12 protein-coding genes are annotated in these 21,151 nt (G+C 34.5%); 7 read left to right on the top strand and 5 right to left on the bottom strand.

The genetic code is table 11. The features are described from left to right. Positions 1–133 precede the first annotated feature (133 nt). From AAEO57_RS10910 to AAEO57_RS10895, 4 genes are all read left to right on the top strand, one after another. A complete protein-coding gene (locus tag AAEO57_RS10910; protein ID WP_341692473.1) occupies positions 134–1,399 on the top strand; it encodes a sensor histidine kinase in 1,266 nt (421 codons plus the stop codon). Further along, positions 1,392–2,078 carry a response regulator transcription factor gene (locus AAEO57_RS10905; protein ID WP_341692471.1) on the top strand — a complete coding sequence of 229 codons (687 nt, stop codon included), beginning with the start codon at positions 1,392–1,394 and terminating at the stop codon, positions 2,076–2,078. The genes AAEO57_RS10910 and AAEO57_RS10905 overlap by 8 nt, the downstream gene beginning before the upstream one ends. A gap of 114 nt (positions 2,079–2,192) precedes the next feature. Then, entirely contained in the window at positions 2,193–2,957 is a 765-nt protein-coding gene (locus AAEO57_RS10900; RefSeq protein WP_341692469.1) for an MBL fold metallo-hydrolase, read from the top strand. 99 nt (positions 2,958–3,056) lie between these two features. Further along, positions 3,057–3,587 (top strand): hypothetical protein, encoded by a 531-nt coding sequence (locus AAEO57_RS10895; RefSeq protein WP_341692467.1) that lies wholly within the window; start codon positions 3,057–3,059, stop codon positions 3,585–3,587. Between the two features lie 9 nt (positions 3,588–3,596). Here AAEO57_RS10895 and AAEO57_RS10890 read toward each other — a convergent pair whose 3' ends face one another. Next, entirely contained in the window at positions 3,597–5,801 is a 2,205-nt protein-coding gene (locus tag AAEO57_RS10890; RefSeq protein WP_341692465.1) for a B12-binding domain-containing radical SAM protein, read from the bottom strand. Positions 5,802–5,966: 165 nt separating this feature from the next. Here AAEO57_RS10890 and AAEO57_RS10885 point away from each other — a divergent pair, with 165 nt between their 5' ends. Continuing rightward, the gene (locus AAEO57_RS10885; protein ID WP_341692463.1) at positions 5,967–13,199 is read left to right on the top strand and encodes an Ig-like domain-containing protein; all 7,233 of its coding nucleotides are present in this window, start codon (positions 5,967–5,969) and stop codon (positions 13,197–13,199) included. Between the two features lie 46 nt (positions 13,200–13,245). Here the strand turns inward: AAEO57_RS10885 and AAEO57_RS10880 are convergent, their stop codons facing one another. The 4 genes from AAEO57_RS10880 to AAEO57_RS10865 all read right to left on the bottom strand — a co-directional run bounded on the left by AAEO57_RS10880 (position 13,246) and on the right by AAEO57_RS10865 (position 17,757). Then, the gene (locus tag AAEO57_RS10880) at positions 13,246–13,770 is read right to left on the bottom strand and encodes a tetratricopeptide repeat protein (protein WP_341692460.1); all 525 of its coding nucleotides are present in this window, start codon (positions 13,768–13,770) and stop codon (positions 13,246–13,248) included. A gap of 33 nt (positions 13,771–13,803) precedes the next feature. Continuing rightward, entirely contained in the window at positions 13,804–14,493 is a 690-nt protein-coding gene (prfH, locus tag AAEO57_RS10875) for a peptide chain release factor H (RefSeq protein ID WP_341692458.1), read from the bottom strand. Between the two features lie 2 nt (positions 14,494–14,495). After that, a complete protein-coding gene (locus AAEO57_RS10870; protein ID WP_341692456.1) occupies positions 14,496–15,887 on the bottom strand; it encodes an RtcB family protein in 1,392 nt (463 codons plus the stop codon). Positions 15,888–16,479: 592 nt separating this feature from the next. Then, a complete protein-coding gene (locus AAEO57_RS10865; protein WP_341692454.1) occupies positions 16,480–17,757 on the bottom strand; it encodes an MFS transporter in 1,278 nt (425 codons plus the stop codon). Positions 17,758–18,021: 264 nt separating this feature from the next. Between AAEO57_RS10865 and bshC the strand changes: the two genes are divergently transcribed. Both bshC and AAEO57_RS10855 read left to right on the top strand, forming a co-directional pair. Beyond that, entirely contained in the window at positions 18,022–19,611 is a 1,590-nt protein-coding gene (bshC, locus tag AAEO57_RS10860) for a bacillithiol biosynthesis cysteine-adding enzyme BshC (RefSeq protein WP_341692452.1), read from the top strand. A gap of 169 nt (positions 19,612–19,780) precedes the next feature. After that, entirely contained in the window at positions 19,781–21,052 is a 1,272-nt protein-coding gene (locus AAEO57_RS10855) for an acyltransferase family protein (RefSeq protein ID WP_341692450.1), read from the top strand. Positions 21,053–21,151 lie beyond the last annotated feature (99 nt).

Raw genomic sequence — 21,151 nt, 5'->3', positions numbered from 1 at the left:
TTTATATTTCAAAAGTACCTTACAAAAAAACATTTCGCTGTTAACCGGTTTCAAATGTTTGTTAATGACATGTTAACTGCACTTTTTAATTTAAAATTTGATTAATATTACACTTTCTAAAAGTTAATTTACTTTGAAAATAAACAGACTCAACAGCATCATCATCCTCGGGTTAATAGCCATTATCGGCATATTGATCGCTCAATTGCTTTGGACAAAAGAAGCTTTTACATTAGAACAGAAAAAGCTGAGCCAGAAAACACATATTGCTTTGTTGGAAGTTGCAAAAAAACTTTACGAAGGCACCAATCATGAATTACCGGCACAAAATCCGGTACAAAAAATTGCCAATGATTATTACATTGTAAATATTGACAACGATTTTGAACCCGATATTCTGGAGTTTTATCTGAAAACTGAGTTTAAAAAAATGAATATTACGACAGATTTTGAATACGCCATGTATAACTGTCAAAGTGACGAAATGATTTATGGAAATTACATTTCTTTGTCGGATAAAGGAAAAGTCAAACAATCTGTACATTTTCCGAAACACAAAAATCTGATTTATTATTTTGCCGTTCGTTTTCCACATGAAACTACCTACCTGTTCAGTTCCATGCGTTTTTGGTTTGTATTGTCTATCGTTTTAATTTTTATTTTACTGATTTATGTCTATTCTATTCTGACACTTCTTCAGCAAAAAAAATATTCAGAACTGCAGCGTGATTTCATTAATAATATGACGCATGAATTTAAAACGCCTTTGTCGTCAATTTTAATCGCCTCTAAATATTTAATCGGGCAGGACAAAATTAAAGAAGACAAAAAACTGCATACTTACACTGACATTATCATCAGCCAAAGTCACAAATTGAACAAGCATATTGAACAAATTTTAAACATTGCCAAATCTGATTATACACCACTGGAATTAAAAAAAGAAACCCTTTTCATTATCCCTGCAATTGAAGAAACAATAGAGAACATTCAGTTGAAATACCCTGAAGTTTCTATTCAAATTAAAACTAATTCAGAAAAATATAAAATAGAAACTGATACTTTTCATTTTACTAACCTGGTTTATAATTTATTAGACAATGCTGTAAAATACTGTAATGAAAATCCTGAAATTACAATTCGTATTTTTACAGAAAATCAACTTTTGAAGCTGGCTTTTGAAGATAATGGAATCGGGATTTCATCTAAAAATATTTCGTTTATTTTTGATAAATTTTACCGGATTCAAAACGAAAAAAGCAATGAAGTAAACGGTTTTGGACTAGGTTTGTATTATGTAAAAAAGATTTGCGACCTTCAGAACTGGAAAATTTCGGCAACTCAAAACGCCAAAAACGGTATCACCATAACTTTGTCAATCCCTTATAAAAATGAGTAACTTTAAAATTCTTTATACTGAAGATGATGAAACACTAGCTTTTTTGACCAAAGATAATCTGGAACAAAACAACTATGCTGTCACACATTGTGCTGATGGAAAATCAGGTTTAGAAAGTTTTAAAAACGAAGATTTCGACATTTGTATTTTTGATATTATGATGCCCAAAATGGATGGTTTTGAACTGGCAGAAGAAATTCGAAAACTCAATACTGATGTTCCAATTATTTTTCTTTCGGCAAAAACTTTAAAAGAAGACCGGATTAAAGGACTTCGTCTTGGTGCTGATGATTATCTGGTAAAACCTTTTAGTATTGAAGAATTAATGCTAAAGATTGAAGTTTTTCTAAAGCGCTCTCAGAAAAACAGCAAAGCCGAAAAATCAATCTACGAAATCGGTAAATATCAGTTTGATACTAAAAATTTTATTCTTTTTAATACAGATGAAAAAATTGGTCTTACACAGCGCGAAGCCGAATTATTAAAACTGTTTCTGGACAACAAAAACAGTGTTTTAAAAAGAGAACAGATATTAACCGCCCTTTGGGGAACAGACGATTATTTTATGGGACGAAGCCTGGATGTTTTTATTTCGCGTCTTCGTAAAATTTTAGCCAACGAAAAGGGGATCTCTATTGAAAACCTGCATGGAATTGGATTTCGGTTTACGACTGAATAATTAATCTCTCTGCTTGCACAACCCTAAATAATAACAATTACGTTAAAAACAAGGAAAATTCTGTAAATATAATTTGAAAAATCATTGTATTTTTAAGTTCTAATTTTGTCAGATATGAAACTGCATCATTTACGTAACGCTACTTTAGTTATTGAAACAGAAAAACATGTCATATTAGTTGACCCCATGTTAGGGAAAAGGAAAACTATTCCTCCTTTTACTCTTTTTCGTTATCCGCCAAAAAGAAATCCGCTGACTGCGCTTCCAAAAAACAGCAGGGAAATTTTGAGTAAAGTTACCCATTGCCTGATAACGCATTTGCATCCGGATCATCTTGATAAAGCCGGTGAAGTTTTTCTAAAAAGAAAATCAATTCCGGTAATTTGCAGCGTAAAAGATGAAAAAAAGATAACCCAAAGAGGTTTAACCGTCATACAAACCCTTGATTACTGGAAACCTCAAAATTTTCTGGACGGAAAAATTACAGGAATTCCTGCCGTTCACGGATATGGTTTTATCTCCAAACTGATGGGAAATGTGATGGGCTTTTTTATAGAACTTCTCAACGAAAAAACAATCTACATCAGCTCTGATACTATTTTTACTGATGATGTGCAAAAAGTATTAATAGAACTAAAACCCGACATCGCCACCGTAGCCTGTGGAACTGCAAGATTAGATTTTGGTCAGCCTTTATTAATGAGAATGAATGATATCCTGAAATTTGCCGCACTGGCACCCTGGAAAGTTTTTGCGAATCATTTAGAAGCTTTAAATCATTGCCCGACAAAGAGAGAAGAATTAAAAAAAGCACTGGCTGAAAATAATCTTTTATCCAAAACCGCTGTCCCTAATGATGGGGAATGTGTGGAATATTAGCTTAGAAATAATTCACAAATAAGAACATCATTTTGATATTGTTTATTTCGTCTTTCTCATATAAATATTATATTTGGTTCGCTAACCAAATCAATATAAATGAACGACTTTTTAAGAAAAATACAATTAGTTAAAGACATTAAGATACAGCTTCCGGTTTCAAAAATAGATTTTATTCAAAAATTTAGAAATAATGTCGATGAATCTGATTTGAGTTTCGTTCCTTTTGAAGTTTTTCAATCGAGCAGAAATGAATATAAAGGAAACATTACTAACCATGTTTTTCACTTAAGAAAAAGAAGAAAGTTATTTGACACTAATTATTCATTTGCAAAAGTAACTGGTGAATTTACAGAAGACCATAATCAATTAAATATAAATGCAGAGATTAATGGCTTTAGAAATAGAATGTTTTTATTTTTGGGGATAGCAATTTTGTTTTATTCTATATTTATTTTCGCTACTATTTTTTCACCAGCTGAGAATACTGTACCTTTTTTCCTTGTACCTTTTCTTTTATTCCACATGTCTTTAATGTTAGGAATTCCTTATTTCGTTATTAGAAGAAGTGTAAAAAGAATGATATACGATTTAGAAAGAGATCTTCATTATTGGGTAACCAAAAATTAAATTCAGATTTTAAAGCACAAGCAAACCAAATTCCCTCAAAGTATTTATTGGTTTGGAATACCAGAACAATTCAAAATCTTCTAATTTGGTCTCGAAATCAGTTTTTACTTCCTGAAAAGTGTAGTTTTTATTGTTTGAAACTGCGATTTTCGTTAGGATTTCAACAAGCCATTCTCCTTCTTCTTTATTTGTCTGAATCGTAAAACTTTCTTTTTTATCGTGAAAAGTCAGTGACATCATTTCCCAGCTTCTTCCTTTTTTTGATTTTGTAAAGTTTTCTGTTGAAGGTTTTCCGCCCAGCCAGACCACTTTTGCATTGGGTTTGGTATTGAAATCGTTTTGTTCTTCTAAAGCATTAAAAATAAAATCAGGGTGGATTTTTGTTTTCGGAATTTTAAAATCAAACCAATCCTGCAATTCGTAATCAAAACAGATTCCGTGCATGAAATTAAAAAGTGATTTCTTTAATCCGAAGCTGAATTTATCATGATTGATTCCAGTTGAATCGGTGTACTCAATGTCATTATTGGCAAAAGTTCCGATGGCTTCTGTTTTTTTGGTCACGCCAAATTGTTCCGGATACAATCCAACCGGACTGTGAGCCGTAAGCGCAAACTGATGCCAAAATCCGGATTGCAAAACTCCGGCTTCAAACAACTGGCGCACCATTTCGAGGCTGTCAACGGTTTCCTGAATCGTTTGTGTGGGGTAGCCGTACATTAAATAAGCATGAACCATGATTCCGGCCTCGGTAAAATTTCGGGTAACCTTTGCAACCTGCTCAACTGTTACTCCTTTATCGATCAATTTCAATAATCGGTCTGAAGCTACTTCCAGTCCTCCGGAAACAGCAATACAGCCGGAAGCCTTTAGCAATAAACATAAATCTTTTGAAAAGCTTTTTTCAAATCGAATATTGGTCCACCAGGTTACTGCCAGTTTTCTTTTCAAGATTTCGAGAGCCAAAGCACGCATCAAGGCTGGCGGAGCGGCTTCGTCAACAAAGTGAAAGCCGTTCTGCCCCGTTTTTTCAATTAATTCTTCTATTCGGTCGCAAAGTAAGTTTGCCGCAACAGGTTCATAAACTTTGATATAATCCAATGAAATATCACAGAAAGTACATTTTCCCCAATAACAACCGTGCGCCATGGTGAGTTTATTCCAGCGTCCGTCACTCCACATTCTGTGCATCGGATTTACGATTTCGATAACCGAAATATATTTATCCAAAGGCAGATCAGAATAATCCGGAGTTCCTACCTGTGATTGTTTGTAATCGTGTTTTAGAGAATTATTTTTATAGACAACTTCTCCGTTTTCCAGTAAAAAAGTTCTTTTGTATGAATTGTAATCCGGGTTTTCTAAATTGAAAATTAATTCTTCAATTGGCACTTCGCCGTCATCCAAAGTGATAAAATCGAAGAATTCGAAAACACGTTTGTCAGAAAGTGATCGTAATTCAGTATTTGGAAAACCACCACCCATTGAAATTTTAATTTCGGGATGATTTTGTTTGACCCATTGCGCGCATCGAAAAGCACTGTATAAATTCCCCGGAAAGGGTACAGAAATTAAAAACAATGTTGGTTTTACCACTTCAATCTTAGCTTTCAAAAGTGAAATTAAAATTGAATCTATATAAGTCGGTTCCTGCTCTAAAGCTTCGTATAATTCATCAAAAGAATTGGCACTTCGCCCTAAACGTTCTGCATACCGACTAAAACCAAAATTTTCATCGACACATTCGACAATAAAATCCGAAATATCTTCGAGATATAAAGTGGCCAAATGTTTTGCTTTGTCCTGAGTTCCCATCGTTCCGAAAGCCCAGTCGAGTTCTTCCAGCTGTGCAAAACGGGAAGCTTCAGGCAAAAAATCTTCCTGACAAATCTGCAGTGCCAAAGTTGGATTTTTCCCCTGTAAAAACTGAATAACAGCATCTATAGTTTTAATGTATTCGTCCTGTAAAGCAAAAATGCGTTTAGAATTATCTGAAACTTCTTGATTAGAAACTTCAAACCTGAAACTTGAAACCTGAAACAAATCAACCAATCCTTTTTTCGAAAACAATTCCAAAATCACATCAATACCCAAATCTGCCTGAACCGATTCTATATTTTTGGTATTGAGAAAACCTTTTATATAAGCAGTTGCCGGATACGGTGTATTCAGTTGGGTAAAAGGCGGTGTGATTACAAAAAGTTTTGTTTTCAAAAGGAGTTATTTTTCTGCAAAAATACGGGATATTTTAGTATTATTTAACAAAAAAAAGACGTGTATAAATTGTCCTCTTATTTTTTAATATAAAAACTTACAAAACACTATTTTTTTAATTTAGAATTTAGTTTTTTAGTTACATTTGCCTACAAAATTTTGTTAATGAATTATAAAATTACACTCTCATTTATTCTATTTCTTCAATGCTTTTTTGTTTTTTCACAAGAAATCAATCCCAATGCATCCAATGTTTTTTTATTAGAAGATAAACATGGGCATTTAATTCAGGATTTAGAACAGCAAAAAGAATTCTTGAAACTCAGGGAAGAAAAAAAGAAAGCAGAAACCCTGAATTTAAAAAAAGTAACGGATTCAAAAAATGGAAATTTAACTTCAAAAACAGCTGCAATACTTCAGGCTGTAGAAATGTGTACTAATGGAGGTTTTGAGCAATATGAAACTGTAAATGGTAATAGCTATCTAAAGAATTTTCTTTATACAATAGGAGATCCTCCTGGTCCAACACAATGCCGTTCCATCACCAATACTGCCGATTCATATATCAATCGTTATAACCCTGCTAATATGAACATTATGGCAACGGGGGTTTCGGCAAATCTGGTAGACCCTTACATAGGTGATATCAAAGCATTTGATCAATATGCTCTTAAAATTAATCATGAAAACTCCTCTACTTATGGCTCTATTGTTCAAAGTAAAAGGTTTAAAACAAACAATGAAAATTATTTAAAATTCAACTACAAAGCCGTATTGCAAAGTGTATACGACAATAGCCACACCGATAACCAGGCTTTTGTAAAAGCAAGGATATTAGACAAAAACAAAACAGTTGTAAATGAATTTTGTTTGGTGGGAGATGAAAAAAACTGCATTTTCTCCAAAGTTCCGAGTCAAGATTCTTATTATGTTACTTTATATACAACCAACTGGCAATCCGGATTTTTAGACATTTCATCAATTCCTAATAATGAAGAATTTACAGTTGAATTTATGGCTTCAAGATGCGGATTGGGCGGGCATTTTGGGTATATGTATGTTGATGATATTTGTTTAATACATTCTGCAGAGAATTTTCAGGGTTCAATAGAACTTGACCCTTTAAACAAAGTTTGTCCTGGTCTACCTGTTTCAGTTTGTGGCACTTATACTATCCCTAATTCCGGAGGAATTTCTGCATCAGTAAAAAATATCACTTTAACGGTTTATAACAGTAGTAACGTTTCTGTTTACAGTACATCAACTACGTCAAGTCATGACACTACAAATAAAAAGTTTTGTTTTACACTCAAGGCTGCCGATTTTCCTAATACTACCAGTGCAAATTATAATGTAGGAGTACAAATAGATTATGATATTTCCGGAACTTCATGTACAGGAACTTCATTTAATTCTGCCACCGATCCTGACGCCAATTCTGGCTGGGATATTTCTTTTTTGAATTGTACTTCAAGCTGTAATATTAATGTAACGAATGCCAAAATATCGCAGTGTGATACTAATCGGGATGGAAGCGAAAACTTTGATTTGTCAAAATTAAATTCATTAGTAGTATCATCTACTACAGGTTTAAATTTTAGTTATTTCAAAAATTATAATGACGCAGAAGCCAACCTTAATGGAATCACTAATTTCACAAGTTATTCAAGTTCAAGCGCTTCTATTTTTGTTAGGGTAAGTAAAGATGCCTCTTGTTACAAAATAATTTCAGCCAGTTTAGAGGTAAGAAATCCCACGGCAAATATTACAGGTATTTTAAATGTGTGCTCGGGAAGCACTGTATTGACAGCTTCTTCCGGATCTTCATATCTTTGGAATACAGGTGAAACCTCTCAAAGTATTACGGTAACTTCTATAGGTAATTATTCCGTTACAGTTACTGATTCTTTTGGATGCAGCAGTGATGCGAGTGTTAGTATTGAACCCAGCCAAACTGCGGTATCTCCTGTCTTGCAGATTACACAACCTTCTTGTTTTTCTACCACAGGAACTATAAAAGTAACTTCAGTGGCATCACAATACAGCTTTGATGATGGCGCAACCTGGAGTACAAACAACACCAGGAGCAATTTGTATCCCGGAAATTATTTAGTAAAAATAAAGACCGTAAATGGATGTACTTCGTATTCTCAAAGTGTAACAATTACAGCAGCTTCTACTTCGTATCCAAATTACACTTATACAAATCCTTTGTTTTGCGGAGATACTGGCAGCATTACCATTACAACTCCTGCCACATATTATAGTTTTGATGACGGTGTAACCTGGGTCAATAATTCGGTTGCTACAGGTCTTATGCCTGGAAATTATAAAATTCGTACCAAAGATTTACAAGGTTGTATTTCTTCAGCCAACAATGTACTCCTTAGTAGTAATACGTTAGAAGTTCCAAGCTTCACTACGACAAAGCCTGCCTGTACTGTAATGGGAAGTATTACTATCAATACTCTCGCAGATTTTTACACTTTTGACGGAGGAACCACTTGGGTTACAAACAGCACAAAGAGTAATTTAAATACAGGAAGCTATTCTGTCGGGATTAAAAACGCGTTGGGCTGTACTTCCAATTATACTTATGTTTATTTAAATAATTTTCAAAATGTATCTCCTGAATACACAACAGAGCAACCTGTTTGTGGAAGAGATGGAAGTATTACTATAACTACAATAGCTGATTCATACAGTTTTGATAATGGAGTAACGTGGACAAGTAATAATGTTAAAATTTTACCTTTTGGCAACTATCAAATAAAGGTAAAAAACAGTGCGGGATGTATTAGTCCTGCTAGCTATGTCTATTTGTATCAGCCATACCTGAGCTCTCCGGTTATTAGTGTGGAACAGCCAACTTGTGGTGGAAACGGAAAAATCACTGTCAACTCATTATCTGATTTTTATAGTTTTGATAATGGTGCAACCTGGACAACTCTTAACTCTAAATCCTTACCTCCAGGTTCTTATTCAGTAATTATAAAAAATAGTATTGGTTGTACCTCTTATTCAAATTATACTTATTTAAACAATCCAAATATAGATTCACCTACTTACACTGTTGTTCAGCCCACTTGTACTACTTCGGGTAGTATTACTATAAAAACAGTTGCCGATTTTTACAGCTTTGATGGAGGCTACACATGGGGAACCTCTCCTACCAAATCAAATCTGAATTCTTATAACTATTATAATATTGTAATTAAAAATAATTTGGGATGTATTTCTAACAGTGTAAACGTTTTAATTAACGAACCAAGACTTCCTGATCCGGACTATACCGTTACTAATCCAAGTTGTGGAAATATTGGCAATATTACATTCAATACTACTGCAGATTCTTACAGTATTGATTATGGGTCAACCTGGAGTACCAGCAATGTTTTTAATAATTTAAAACAAGGATATTATTATTTATTGATTAAAAAAGCTAATTGCATGTCCAATATGATCCCCATTTATATGGATTCCTCTAAGTTGGCACAGCCTAATTTGACGATAACTCAACCTACCTGTACAACAAAAGGCAGCATTAAAATCAATACAACTGCGGATTATTATAGTATTGACGGTATAAATTGGGTTACTAATCCTGTTTTTTCAAATCTTTCACCAGGATATTATTATTCCCCAATGATTAAAAATGCTCAAGGTTGTGTGTCTAACTCAAACTCATTATATCTTCAAACTTTTTATCTACCTGTGCCTACTTTTAAGACAACACAGCCCACTTGTGGAAATGGAGGAAGTATAACCTTTACTTCAACTGAAGCACAATACAGTATAGATGGAGGAAATACCTGGAGTACCAATCCGGTATTTACTAATCTAAACCCCAGCTATTATTCTTTGGTAGTAAAAAACACAGCAGGATGCACATCTAATCCTTATGGTACATCCACGAGTATACAACAGTATTATTTACCAAATCCAGATTTTACAGTAATGCAGCCAAGTTGTGGTGTCAATGGAAAAATTACAATTGCGACAGTTGCAGCTTCTTATAGCTTTGATAACGGTTATACCTGGACAACAAATCCTGTTCTTTCCGGACTCACTTCTGGTTATTACAACATTATGATAAAAAATGCAACTGGCTGTAAATCTAATAGTATACCGATATCTATCAATCCTTATTATCTTCCCAATCCAAATGTAAAAGTAGTGCAGCCTAGCTGTGGAAATGGAGGAAGCATCACCATCACTACTCCGGCCGACCAATATAGTTTTGATGGAGGAACAACCTGGACTACCAATCCAATTTTACTAAATCCTACATCATCAAATTATACTATACTCATTAAAAATGCAACGGGTTGTAAGTCAAATTCACAATATTTCTACATCAATAAATATTATTTGCCCTCGCCAAATATTACCAGCATTCCACCTACCTGCAGTACCCCTAGCGGAACTGTAATAATCAACTCTACTGCAGATCAATACAGTTTTGATGGAGGGACAACCTGGACTACTAATCCTGTAAAGAAAAATTTAGCTTCTGGCACTTATAATATATTAATAAAAAACACTTCAGGATGTACTTCATACAGCAGTTATGCCTATATCGGCATTCCTCCTGCAATTCCTGCAGCACCTGCTGTACAAAGAGTTCAGCCTTCTTCTTGCGGAGCCACAGATGGTAGTATCACCATTACAACACCAGCTATAAGTTATAGTTTTAATGATGGAAACAGCTGGACAACAAACCCTACAAAAATAAATGTAGGGGCTGGTACTTACATTATTAAAATTAAAACAAACTCTTATAGTTGTGAATCATTAACCACTACAGTCAATTTGAGTTCCGGCAGTACAATTGCAGCCCCTGCATTTACTACTACCCAACCCAACTGTAGTTCCTCAAAAGGTGCTATTACAATTACTACCAATGCTTCGACTTATAGTTATGACAACGGATTAACTTACGTTTTTTCTAATACAAAAACAGATCTTTCTCCGGGGATTTATTTCATAAAAATTAAAAATGCAGCGGGTTGTGTTTCAGATGCAGCTTCAGTAACTATTTCAGCTTTATCACCGCTTCAGGCTCCTGCTTATACAGTTACTCAGCCAAATTGCACCAATTTTACAGGGTCAATTTCCATTGATACCGTAGCCGATTTTTACAGTTTTGATAACGGAATCACATTTGGGACATCCAATACAAAATCTAATTTATCGGCAGGAACCTACAATATAATGATTAAATATAATACCGGTTGTGTTTCTCTAAGTACACCGGTTACTATTGACACTGCACCAACCATTCCTGAAGCTCCACAAGTTGTAGTAACCGACCCAACAGGTTGTAATTCAGCCAAGGGCAGTATTATGGTTTCTACTGTTGCTAATTTATATAGTTTTGATGATGGTGCTACCTGGGATACCAGCAATACTGCTAGTTTATCGCCAGGAAATTATTTCATCCGAATAAAATATACAAATGGGTGTGCTTCTCTTGCGTATAAAGCAACTATCAAAACACCGCCGAATGCTCCTTCTGCACCAGCTTTAAATATTTCTCAGCCTATTAGCTGCTCCAGCCCTTTTGGCTCAATTTCAATTACAAGTACAGCTTCTCAATATAGTTTTGATAATGGGACAAATTATTCAACCAATCCAAATTCAGGAAATTTAACTCCTGGAATATATCTTGTTCGTGTTAAAAACAGTATCGGTTGCGAATCTGCTCCATCATCTGTAACCATTAATCCACCAACAGATTATCCTGCTAATCCTGCATTCACAACAATTCAGCCTGATTGTAATAATCTTAAAGGTACTATAACCATTACCAGTACAGCATCCGAATATAGTTTCGATGATGGTGTTAGCTGGAGTACCAACGCAAGTCGATCAAATTTAGATCCTAAAACATATTTTATTAAGATAAAAAACAATAAAGGATGCGTTTCAAATGCGACCACAGTTGTCATAACTCCTTTTACAAATTTTACTCCAAAACCTACTTTGACAACCCCTCAGACTTTCTGTTTTGAACAAAATGCTGTTTTAAATTCAGTTGCCACCACAGGTCAAAACATAAAATGGTACGATTCTCAAATTGCAGGAGTACTTTTAACAAATACAACAGTACTTCAGAACAATACTGTTTATTATGCCTCACAAACAATCAATGGTTGTGAAAGCGAAAGAACTCCGGTAACCATTAATATTCAAAAAACCTTAGCTCCAACTGGAAATGCAAATCAGTCCTTTTGTTCGAAACAAAACTCAACAATCAACAACATTCAAATTACAGGAAATCAGATAAAATGGTATAATGCATTAAATAATGGTTCTTTATTAGCCGAAACTACAAATCTTCAAAATGGTCAAACGTATTATGCATCGCAAACTGTAAATAGCTGTGAAAGCCCAAGATTCGGAATTACAGTTTCAATTGTAAATACACCTTCTGCACCAACAGGAAATCCAAATCAATATTTCTGTAAAAAAGAAATTGCAACATTGAGCAATGTTCAAATATCAGGTCAAAACATAAAATGGTACGACACAAACTCGGCTACAGCTGTCTTACCCAATACAACTTTATTAGAAAACAACAAAACCTATTATGCTTCTCAAACTATAGGGTGCGAAAGTGACAGAACAGCGATTTTGGTTAAAGTTTATGACACAGCATTACCATCCGGCAATCGTAACCAACAATTTTGTATTGACCAAAATGCAACCATTGCTAATCTAAACATCACAGGAACAACTATAAAATGGTATGATTCGGCAACGAATGGAAATATTTTAGCACAAACAACTTTACTTCAAAATGGTATATATTATGTTACCCAAACATTAAACAACTGCGAAAGTGAAAGATTGGCCGTTACTGTAAAAATACAGGATACTCAGGTTCCAATTGCTGATTCCCCACAAACATTCTGCATCCAAAAAAATGCAAAAATTAAGGACATTGATATAGCTGGACAAAATATTCAATGGTTTGAAAGTGCTTCATCATCTGTTTCTTTATCCGAATCAACTTTACTCGAAAACGGAATTACTTATTACGCCTCCCAAACTATAAATAATTGTGAAAGCGACAGAATTCCTGTAACCATCACTATCCTTGATGCGACGATTGGTGAATGCATTAATTATGTTGAAGAACTTCCTTTTCCTAAATTTTTCACTCCCAACAATGATGGCTATAATGACAGCTGGACAATTGATTTTGCTTATTTAAAACCTAATACCGGAATTCGAATTTTCGACAGATATGGTAAATTCATCAAAGAATTAACTGTAAACACCTCTTGGGACGGGACTTATCTCGGACAGGATGAACCCGCTTCGGATTATTGGTTTACGCTCACTCGATACAACGGGACAGAATATAGAGGACATTTTAGTCTTAAACGATAATATTTAAAAAGCAAGAAAGGATGCCATAATTGACATCCTTTCTTTTTTACTTATTCTTCTTTTTCTTCTTGGCCGACTTGTCTTTTTTCGAATCACCATTCAGTTTTTTGTTCAGCCTTTTTTCAGTTTCTTCAATCGTATAATCATAACAAGTATTGATTGTGGTAAGTTTTACTTTTTTAATCACTTTCAATGCTTTCTTAAATTCCTGCTGACACTCAAAAAGTATTACTTTCTTCAAAAGAATCTCCGTTTTATTGATTCCTTTAACTGTCAATGCAAAATCAATCAGCTTCATTGCTTCTTCATAATCTTCATTCAAAATCAGGGTATGAATGTAAAAAGGATACACTTCTAAAGCATGGATATTAATTGAAAGTGCTTTCTGAAAATACTCTTTGGCTTCTTCATATTTGAACAACTGATCTGAAAAAACCTGCCCGTATAAACATAACGCCATGGTATTTTTATCATCGTAAGACAAAGCGTAATCCAATGATTCGATGGTTTCTTCCAGTGAATACGGATAATTGTCTAATGCCTGAAAAAGATATTTATCTACTGTTTTCATAATTTTTCTATTCGGAATGCAAAGATTTTATTCTTACTCGCGGTCGAAATAATCTTCCCGTTTTAATCTTTGCCGTTCCTGTTTGTAATTTTTAACTTGTTTTTGTTTCTTAAAATCAGATCCCTCAAAAATCCGAATTGGATTCCCACGCTGAATCTGCAATTGGTTCATCCATTGCGCCTGAAATTCGGCTTTGAATTGTTTAACGGTTTCGTTCTTAAACTTCTGCAGCAATCTTTCGGTTGCCAATTTTTTATTCTGGTGCTGCGATCGCGAATCCATTGCAACTACACTAACTCCGGTTGGAACATGAGTTGCCCGTACTGCCGAACTTACTTTGTTTACATGTTGTCCTCCTGCACCAGAACTGCGCATTGCCTGATATTGAATATCTTTCTCCGAAATTTCGGTAGTTGTCGCTTTATCAACTTCAAAAATTCCGATAAACCAATTTTTGCGTTTGTGAAATTTTCTAAACTGACTTTGCCCAATCCACTGAATGGTTCCTGTACATGAGCTTATAAACGTATTCAGATTATCACTTTCCAGTAAAATTGTAGCTGTTTCGACAGTTCCGTTTTCGATTCCCTTTTCCCGCTGAAGCAAAGTCGTTTTTATCTTATTGTCATTTGCTTCTTCAAGGAAAGTTTTCAGCACCTGAGCCACAACCCAGCTGCATTCAGCCGGGCCGCGTCCTGATGTTATTTGAATTATTTTTTCCATAATTATCTGTCCATTCTAACGATTTTTGGTGTAAATGTGCCTAGTACATCTACCAATTCCGTCTGGTTAGCCATTACTTTATTAATATCTTTATAAGCCATTGGTGCTTCGTCAATATTACCACCAATTAAAGTCACATCATTTGCCTTCAAGACTTTTTTAATCTCACTTTGGGTAAAGGATTCTTTGCATTTTTTACGAGAAAACAATCGCCCCGCACCATGAGAAGCCGAATTTAAACTTTCCGAATTCCCTTTTCCCTGAACAATAAATCCAGGAGCGGTCATCGAACCCGGAATAATTCCCAGTTCACCAGCATTTGCAGGAGTTGCTCCTTTGCGATGCACAATAGCTTCTTTGCCATTTACGATTTCTTTCCATGCAAAATTGTGATGGTTTTCAATGGTCACAACCACTCGTTTACCAATTGCTTTTGCAATTCGGCGGTGAATATCATCATGACAGGCTTTGGCATAATCCCCAGCTAAATTCATAGCCAGCCAGTATTCCTGACCGTCGTGTGTATTCAAATCGAGCCAAGCCAGATGCTGCACATTTTTAGGCAGCGGGCATTGTTTGGTTGCCAGATAGGTGTAATGTTTTGCGATATTAGCGCCTAAACCTCTTGAACCACTATGCGAAAGCACTGCAAAATATTCTCCAACTCCAATCTTCCATTCGTTGAGCGGATTGGTGATTTTTGCAATTCCGAATTCTACAAAATGATTTCCTCCGCCCGAGGTTCCCAATTGCTTATACGCTTTATTTAAAAGGTTTTTCAAAAGCGGAATATCCTGAAATTCACTTCGGTTGAATACTTCGTGATCTGCCCGAATGGTGTGTGTTTCATACATTCCAAATTTGGTATTGTCTTTTAAAATAGCTTCCAGCTGATGCTCTTTTCCCTTAAAAAAAGAAGCCGGAATATCAAAAATTGACAAACTCATTCTACAGCCGATATCTACTCCAACTCCATACGGAATGACAGCGTTATCTGTGGCCAGAACTCCGCCAATTGGTAATCCATAACCGGAATGCGCATCGGGCATTAAAGCTCCGGCTACTGAAATTGGTAATTTTAAGGCGTCATACAATTGATATTTCGCCTGTTCATCAATCTCATTTTCTCCGAATATAGAGAAAGGCGCTCTCGTATTATTAAGCTGATGCATTCTCACCTGTACCGGATTTACCAATCCTTCCGCCACTTTTCCCCAGGTTCCGTGTCCGGTAAATTTTTCCGGAAACAGTAAAACTTCTTTGGCTTCGGTTAATATACTCTCTTTTTTTTCTCGTTTTCTGTATCGGTTGATTTGCCCCAAGGCAATATTGATACTATTATTTTTTGGAAAGCCTATTTTAATCAGGTCTTTTCCGGATAATTTATTTCCCATTTGTTTTTTACTATTGAAATTCTTCCAAATCAATATTGCCTGTTTTTTTTCGCAAGATGAAATGCTTTATCTTAAAACATTTAAGGCATAAGAATATGCTCAAAACATCATGCAAAATCTGAGCAAATAGATTTTGATAAACATTTTATCTGAAACAGATAAATTCAGTTCTGATATTCGGGAATTTTTGAAGTGTCTAGAATAAAAAAAAGCCCGAAAGTTATTTTCCTTCGGGCTTATTCATATCTCTAAAATTGATTTGCTATGATTGAGAAAAGCCACGAAGACACATGCCAACAGAATCTGATCCTGATGCGATGTTTTGAGAGGTAAGGTTTAATACAAACATTGTCTTCGCTTATTAATAGTTAATTACTTATTTTCTGATGCAAATTTTGTGAATTATTTTTTTAATAAACAAATTAAATCACAAAATTTTCTTAAAAAAATTTTCAAAACATTAAAATACAAACACTTAAGGCGTAAATAAAATTTCATAAAACATAAATTAATCAACTATTTTAAGATTTTTCCAAAAAAAAAGAGGTAACGAATGACTCGTTACCTCCCTATAAATTAGTTTTTAGTAATATTAAAACTGGTGTACTTTTTTAGAAATAACTAAAAAGGAAACTAAAGAAATAATAGCTGCAATGGTCAGATAAAAACCAACATAATTCAAACCATACGTACTTGCCAGCCAAATGGCAATCATGGGCGCAAATGCTGCTCCTAAAATTCCAGCCAGATTAAACGTTAAGGATGCACCTGAATAACGAACAGTGGTAGGAAACAACTCTGATAAAAATGTTCCCAGAGGCCCATAAGTAAATCCCATCAAAGACATTCCGATACAGACAAAAGCGGTTACCAAAAACGGACTTCCGGAATTAAGGAATAATGAAAAGAAAAATCCAAAAGCAGCAATGGCAATTGTAGTGTAAATTAATATTTTTCGACGCCCGATTTTATCCGCAACCAAAGCTGAAATTGGAATAAAAAGAGCGAAAAACAATACCGAAAACAATTGAATCAACAAAGCATCTCTTTTTACATAACCTAAATCTGAGGTAACCCAGCTCAGGGTAAATACAGTCATTAAATAAAATACCAGAAAGGTTGTTACAGCTCCTAATGTTCCAAAAATCAATTGATTTTTATAGGATTTCACCAAAGTTAAAAACGGGACTTTTACTTCTTCGTGTGCATTTTTAGAATTTTCAAAAGATGGTGTTTCAGAGATTTTGGTTCGGATATAAAAACCAACTATAACCAAAAGTGAACTGGCTATAAAAGGAATTCTCCAGCCGTAATTCATAAAATCTTCATTGCTCATTGAATCCGTCAATACTAAAAAAGTTCCTCCTGAAAGCAGCAATCCAATTGGTGCTCCCAATTGCGGAAACATTCCGTACCAGGCACGTTTATGGGGTGGTGCATTTTCAATCGCAAGTAAAACAGCTCCTCCCCATTCTCCTCCTAAACCAACACCTTGCCCGAATCGGCATAGCATCAATAATAACGGAGCGGCAACACCAATGCTGGCATACCCAGGCAAAAATCCGATGGTAACTGTCGAAATCCCCATAGTTAATAAGGCTGCAACTAAGGTAAATTTACGTCCAATCTTATCTCCGTAATGTCCAAAAAAAGCAGAACCCAACGGACGGGATAAAAAGGCAATTGAAAAAGTCGCCAGAGATTCCAGGGTCGCCATGGTGGCATCTGAACCAGGGAAAAATAATTGTGGAAAAACCAATACGGCTGCATTGGCATAAATATAAAAATCAAAAAATTCGATTGTGGTACCAATAAGGCTTCCAAAAAGAACATGTTTTAAAGAGTTCTTTTGATTAGGATTATTTTTCATGTGAAAACTGATATAACTTTTTTTGATTACAAAAGTATAGTTTCATTGTGAATAATTTAGTTTTAGAACAATTAGTTTCGCAACACCTATTCTTTTTAACAAATTTTATAAATTTTCAATGTTACACAACTTTTAAAAAACTAAAAACCTGATTACAAAGTTTTTAAACAAAAAAACAAAAATCAAATCATAAGCAATCGTTAAAACCATTTTTAACTGCATATTTTCATTAAATTTACAGCTGTCAAAAATAAATTCAAAATTATGCCAACCGACTGTATCAGCTATCAAAACTCAGGGTATTTCTCTAAATTGATGCAAGACTATTTAGATCAGAAACCAGAATTAAAACCGCTGTACAATCGCTTTCCAACACTTGAAAATTTCGAAAAACAAATCATAGAAAAGCAATCAAATTTCGATAATGACAATCGAATTCCGCTAGTTTCAGTCTTAAAAAAACAACATGCCGGAATAGAAATTTCAGACTTGACTAAGCAAAACATTGAACTTCTGGCACTTCAAAATACCTTTACAATCACTACCGGCCATCAGTTAAATTTGTTTAGCGGTCCTTTGTATTTTTTATATAAAATTATTTCGACAATTAATCTGACCAAAGAATTAAAGTCAAAATATCCTACTTATAATTTTGTCCCGGTCTATTGGATGGCAACGGAAGACCATGATTTTGAAGAGATCAATTATTTTAATTTCAAGGGGAAAAAATTCAGATGGAACAAAGAAAGCACCGGTCCTGTTGGCAGACTTTCAACTGAAGGCCTAACTGATTTTTTTGAAATTTACTCTAAAGAGTTAGGTTCAAGTACCAATGCAAATGTGCTTAAAAAACTATTTGAAGAAGCTTATTTAAAACATGAAAAACTGGCTGATGCAACCCGCTTTTTGGCAAACAGTTTATTTTCCAGTTATGGTTTGGTCATTATAGATGCTGACGAGACAGATTTAAAACGTGCTTTTATCCCTTTTGTAAAAGAAGAATTAGAAAAGCAGACTTCTTTCAAAACGGTTCAAAAAACCATTGAACAGCTTCAGGATTACAGTGTTCAGGTAAATCCGCGCGAGATAAATTTGTTTTATATCGAAGATAAGCTGCGCGAAAGAATCATTTTTGAAAAAGATCAATATTACGTAAATAATACCCGAATTTCATTTTCAAAAGACGAAATCCTGAAATTACTGGAAAGCAATCCTGAAAAATTCAGCCCAAACGTAATCATGCGTCCACTTTATCAGGAGATTATTTTACCCAATCTGTGTTATATTGGTGGAGGCGGAGAAATCGCTTACTGGCTGGAATTGAAATCATTTTTTGATGCTGTAAATATTACTTTCCCAATTCTTTTAGTTCGAAACTCTGTCCTTTTAGCCACTGAAAAACAAGCCAAAAAAGCCGATAATTTAAATTTAAGCTGGGCTGATTTGTTTACTAAACCTGCTAATTTGGTCAATACAATCACACATAAATTATCTGCGTTTCCAATTGATTTGTCTGATCAAAAAGAAACATTAGAGAAACAATTTAAATATCTTTACGAGTTAGCAGATCAAACGGATAAATCATTTTCGGGAGCTGTAAAAGCACAGGAAATCAAACAAAAAAAAGGGCTGGAAAATCTGGAAAAACGTTTACTAAAAGCCCAAAAAAGAAAATTAGATGACGAATTACAGCGCATAACCGATTTACAATTTGAGTTATTCCCAAATAATAGCTTACAGGAACGTCAGGCAAATTTTTCTGAATTTTATTTAGAAAAAGGAGAACAACTGATTCCGCTTTTGATTCAGAAACTAAAACCTTTGGAACATAATTTTGATATTATTACCATATAAACAAAAACATATATTACTGAATTACAAATCCAAAAAAATATTAATTTGCAGCAAAAATAATTTTGTAATAATTCTGAGAAACAAATAACCACTCTCTTCTCAAAATTATTATTCCCTAAACCAAATAGCGATTTTTAAAATTATTAATTAATCCATTTACCCAAAACCAATGGTAAAAGAACGCTTAATTTCGCTAGATGTCTTTCGAGGACTCACTATTTTGTTAATGACAATTGTAAACAATCCCGGAGACTGGGGCAATGTTTATCCGCCATTATTGCACGCCAGCTGGCACGGCTGTACGCCAACCGATTTAGTTTTTCCTTTTTTTATTTTCATTATGGGAATTGCCGTTCCGCTTGCAATGCCTGATAAATTTTATGACAATACTACTTTTAGTAAAATCCTGATTCGTTCACTGCGAATGTTGTGTTTGGGGATTTTCTTCAACTTTTTCGAAAAAATCCAGTTGTTTGGTCTTGAAGGAATCCCGCTTCTCATTGTTCGTTTAGCCATAACTATTGCCGTAGGTTATGCCTTAATGGGAAGTTTTAGTTCTAAAGTAGAAAACATTTTAGCTTTTTCGATTCTGTTTATTTATCTGTATCTGGCTTACAGTGGTATCGAAGCCTATCATGATGTTCGTCTTCCGGGAGTTTTACAACGAATTGCCATTGTATATTTCGTGGTATCTCTTTTATATTTAAAAACAACTTTAAAAACACAAATTATAACCGGAGCAGTTTTATTATTAGGATATTGGGGTATAATGACACTGATTCCCGTTCCCGGAATTGGAGCCGCTAATCTTGAAAAAGGAACTAATCTGGCTTCATGGCTGGATAGTATTTTACTAAAAGATCACATGTACTCCGCAACCAAAACCTGGGATCCCGAAGGAATTTTAAGTACTATTCCGTCTATCGTAAACGGAATCATCGGATTGTTAATTGGACAGTTCTTGCAAAGTGAAAGTCCAAAAATAAAAAAAGCACTAAAAATGGGCCGAATCGGCGCCGGACTGATTGTTTTAGGATTAATTTGGGATTTGGTTTTTCCAATCAACAAATCCCTTTGGACAAGCAGTTATGTTTTATTTACAACAGGATTAGCAACCGTATTTTTTACCATATTGTATTATCTGATTGATATTGCCGATTACAAAAAAGGATTTAAACCATTTTTAATATGGGGAGTAAACCCAATGATTGTTTTCTTCTGTTCACAGATTATTCCGCAGGCTTTGGTCATGATTCAATTCCGGAATCCAAAAAATCCCGAAGTGCAGACTAATCTTTTAGAATTTTTATATCGCTTCTGGATTGCGCCATTTTTCAGTAATCCAATGACAGCTTCATTAGCCGGAGCGTTAGTTTATGTTGGAATCTGGACCTTTATTCTATGGATTTTCTACAGAAACAAATTAATATTCAAGGTTTAAAATTTTCACCATATAAGTAATATAAGTTCATTTTAGAAGCATGGCTTAATTGCAATCGATATTCCGCACAGGTATTTAAATGAACTTATATTACTTATA

The sequence above is a fragment of the Flavobacterium calami genome (genome assembly GCF_038290035.1).
GTDB classification, from domain to species: domain Bacteria; phylum Bacteroidota; class Bacteroidia; order Flavobacteriales; family Flavobacteriaceae; genus Flavobacterium; species Flavobacterium calami.
Note: the sequence above shows the minus strand (reverse complement) of the source record. Positions and strands in the feature narration are given on the sequence as shown.

What these genes read in the sequence shown, in the direction of transcription:
- AAEO57_RS10905 (WP_341692471.1), top strand. Translation starts at nt 1,392, where the DNA reads ATGAGTAACTTTAAAATTCTTTATACTGAAGATGATGAAACACTAGCT.
- AAEO57_RS10900 (WP_341692469.1), top strand. Translation starts at nt 2,193, where the DNA reads ATGAAACTGCATCATTTACGTAACGCTACTTTAGTTATTGAAACAGAA.
- AAEO57_RS10895 (WP_341692467.1), top strand. Translation starts at nt 3,057, where the DNA reads ATGAACGACTTTTTAAGAAAAATACAATTAGTTAAAGACATTAAGATA.
- AAEO57_RS10885 (WP_341692463.1), top strand. Translation starts at nt 5,967, where the DNA reads ATGAATTATAAAATTACACTCTCATTTATTCTATTTCTTCAATGCTTT.
- AAEO57_RS10880 (WP_341692460.1), bottom strand. Translation starts at nt 13,770, where the DNA reads ATGAAAACAGTAGATAAATATCTTTTTCAGGCATTAGACAATTATCCG.
- prfH (WP_341692458.1), bottom strand. Translation starts at nt 14,493, where the DNA reads ATGGAAAAAATAATTCAAATAACATCAGGACGCGGCCCGGCTGAATGC.
- AAEO57_RS10870 (WP_341692456.1), bottom strand. Translation starts at nt 15,887, where the DNA reads ATGGGAAATAAATTATCCGGAAAAGACCTGATTAAAATAGGCTTTCCA.
- AAEO57_RS10865 (WP_341692454.1), bottom strand. Translation starts at nt 17,757, where the DNA reads ATGAAAAATAATCCTAATCAAAAGAACTCTTTAAAACATGTTCTTTTT.
- bshC (WP_341692452.1), top strand. Translation starts at nt 18,022, where the DNA reads ATGCCAACCGACTGTATCAGCTATCAAAACTCAGGGTATTTCTCTAAA.
- AAEO57_RS10855 (WP_341692450.1), top strand. Translation starts at nt 19,781, where the DNA reads ATGGTAAAAGAACGCTTAATTTCGCTAGATGTCTTTCGAGGACTCACT.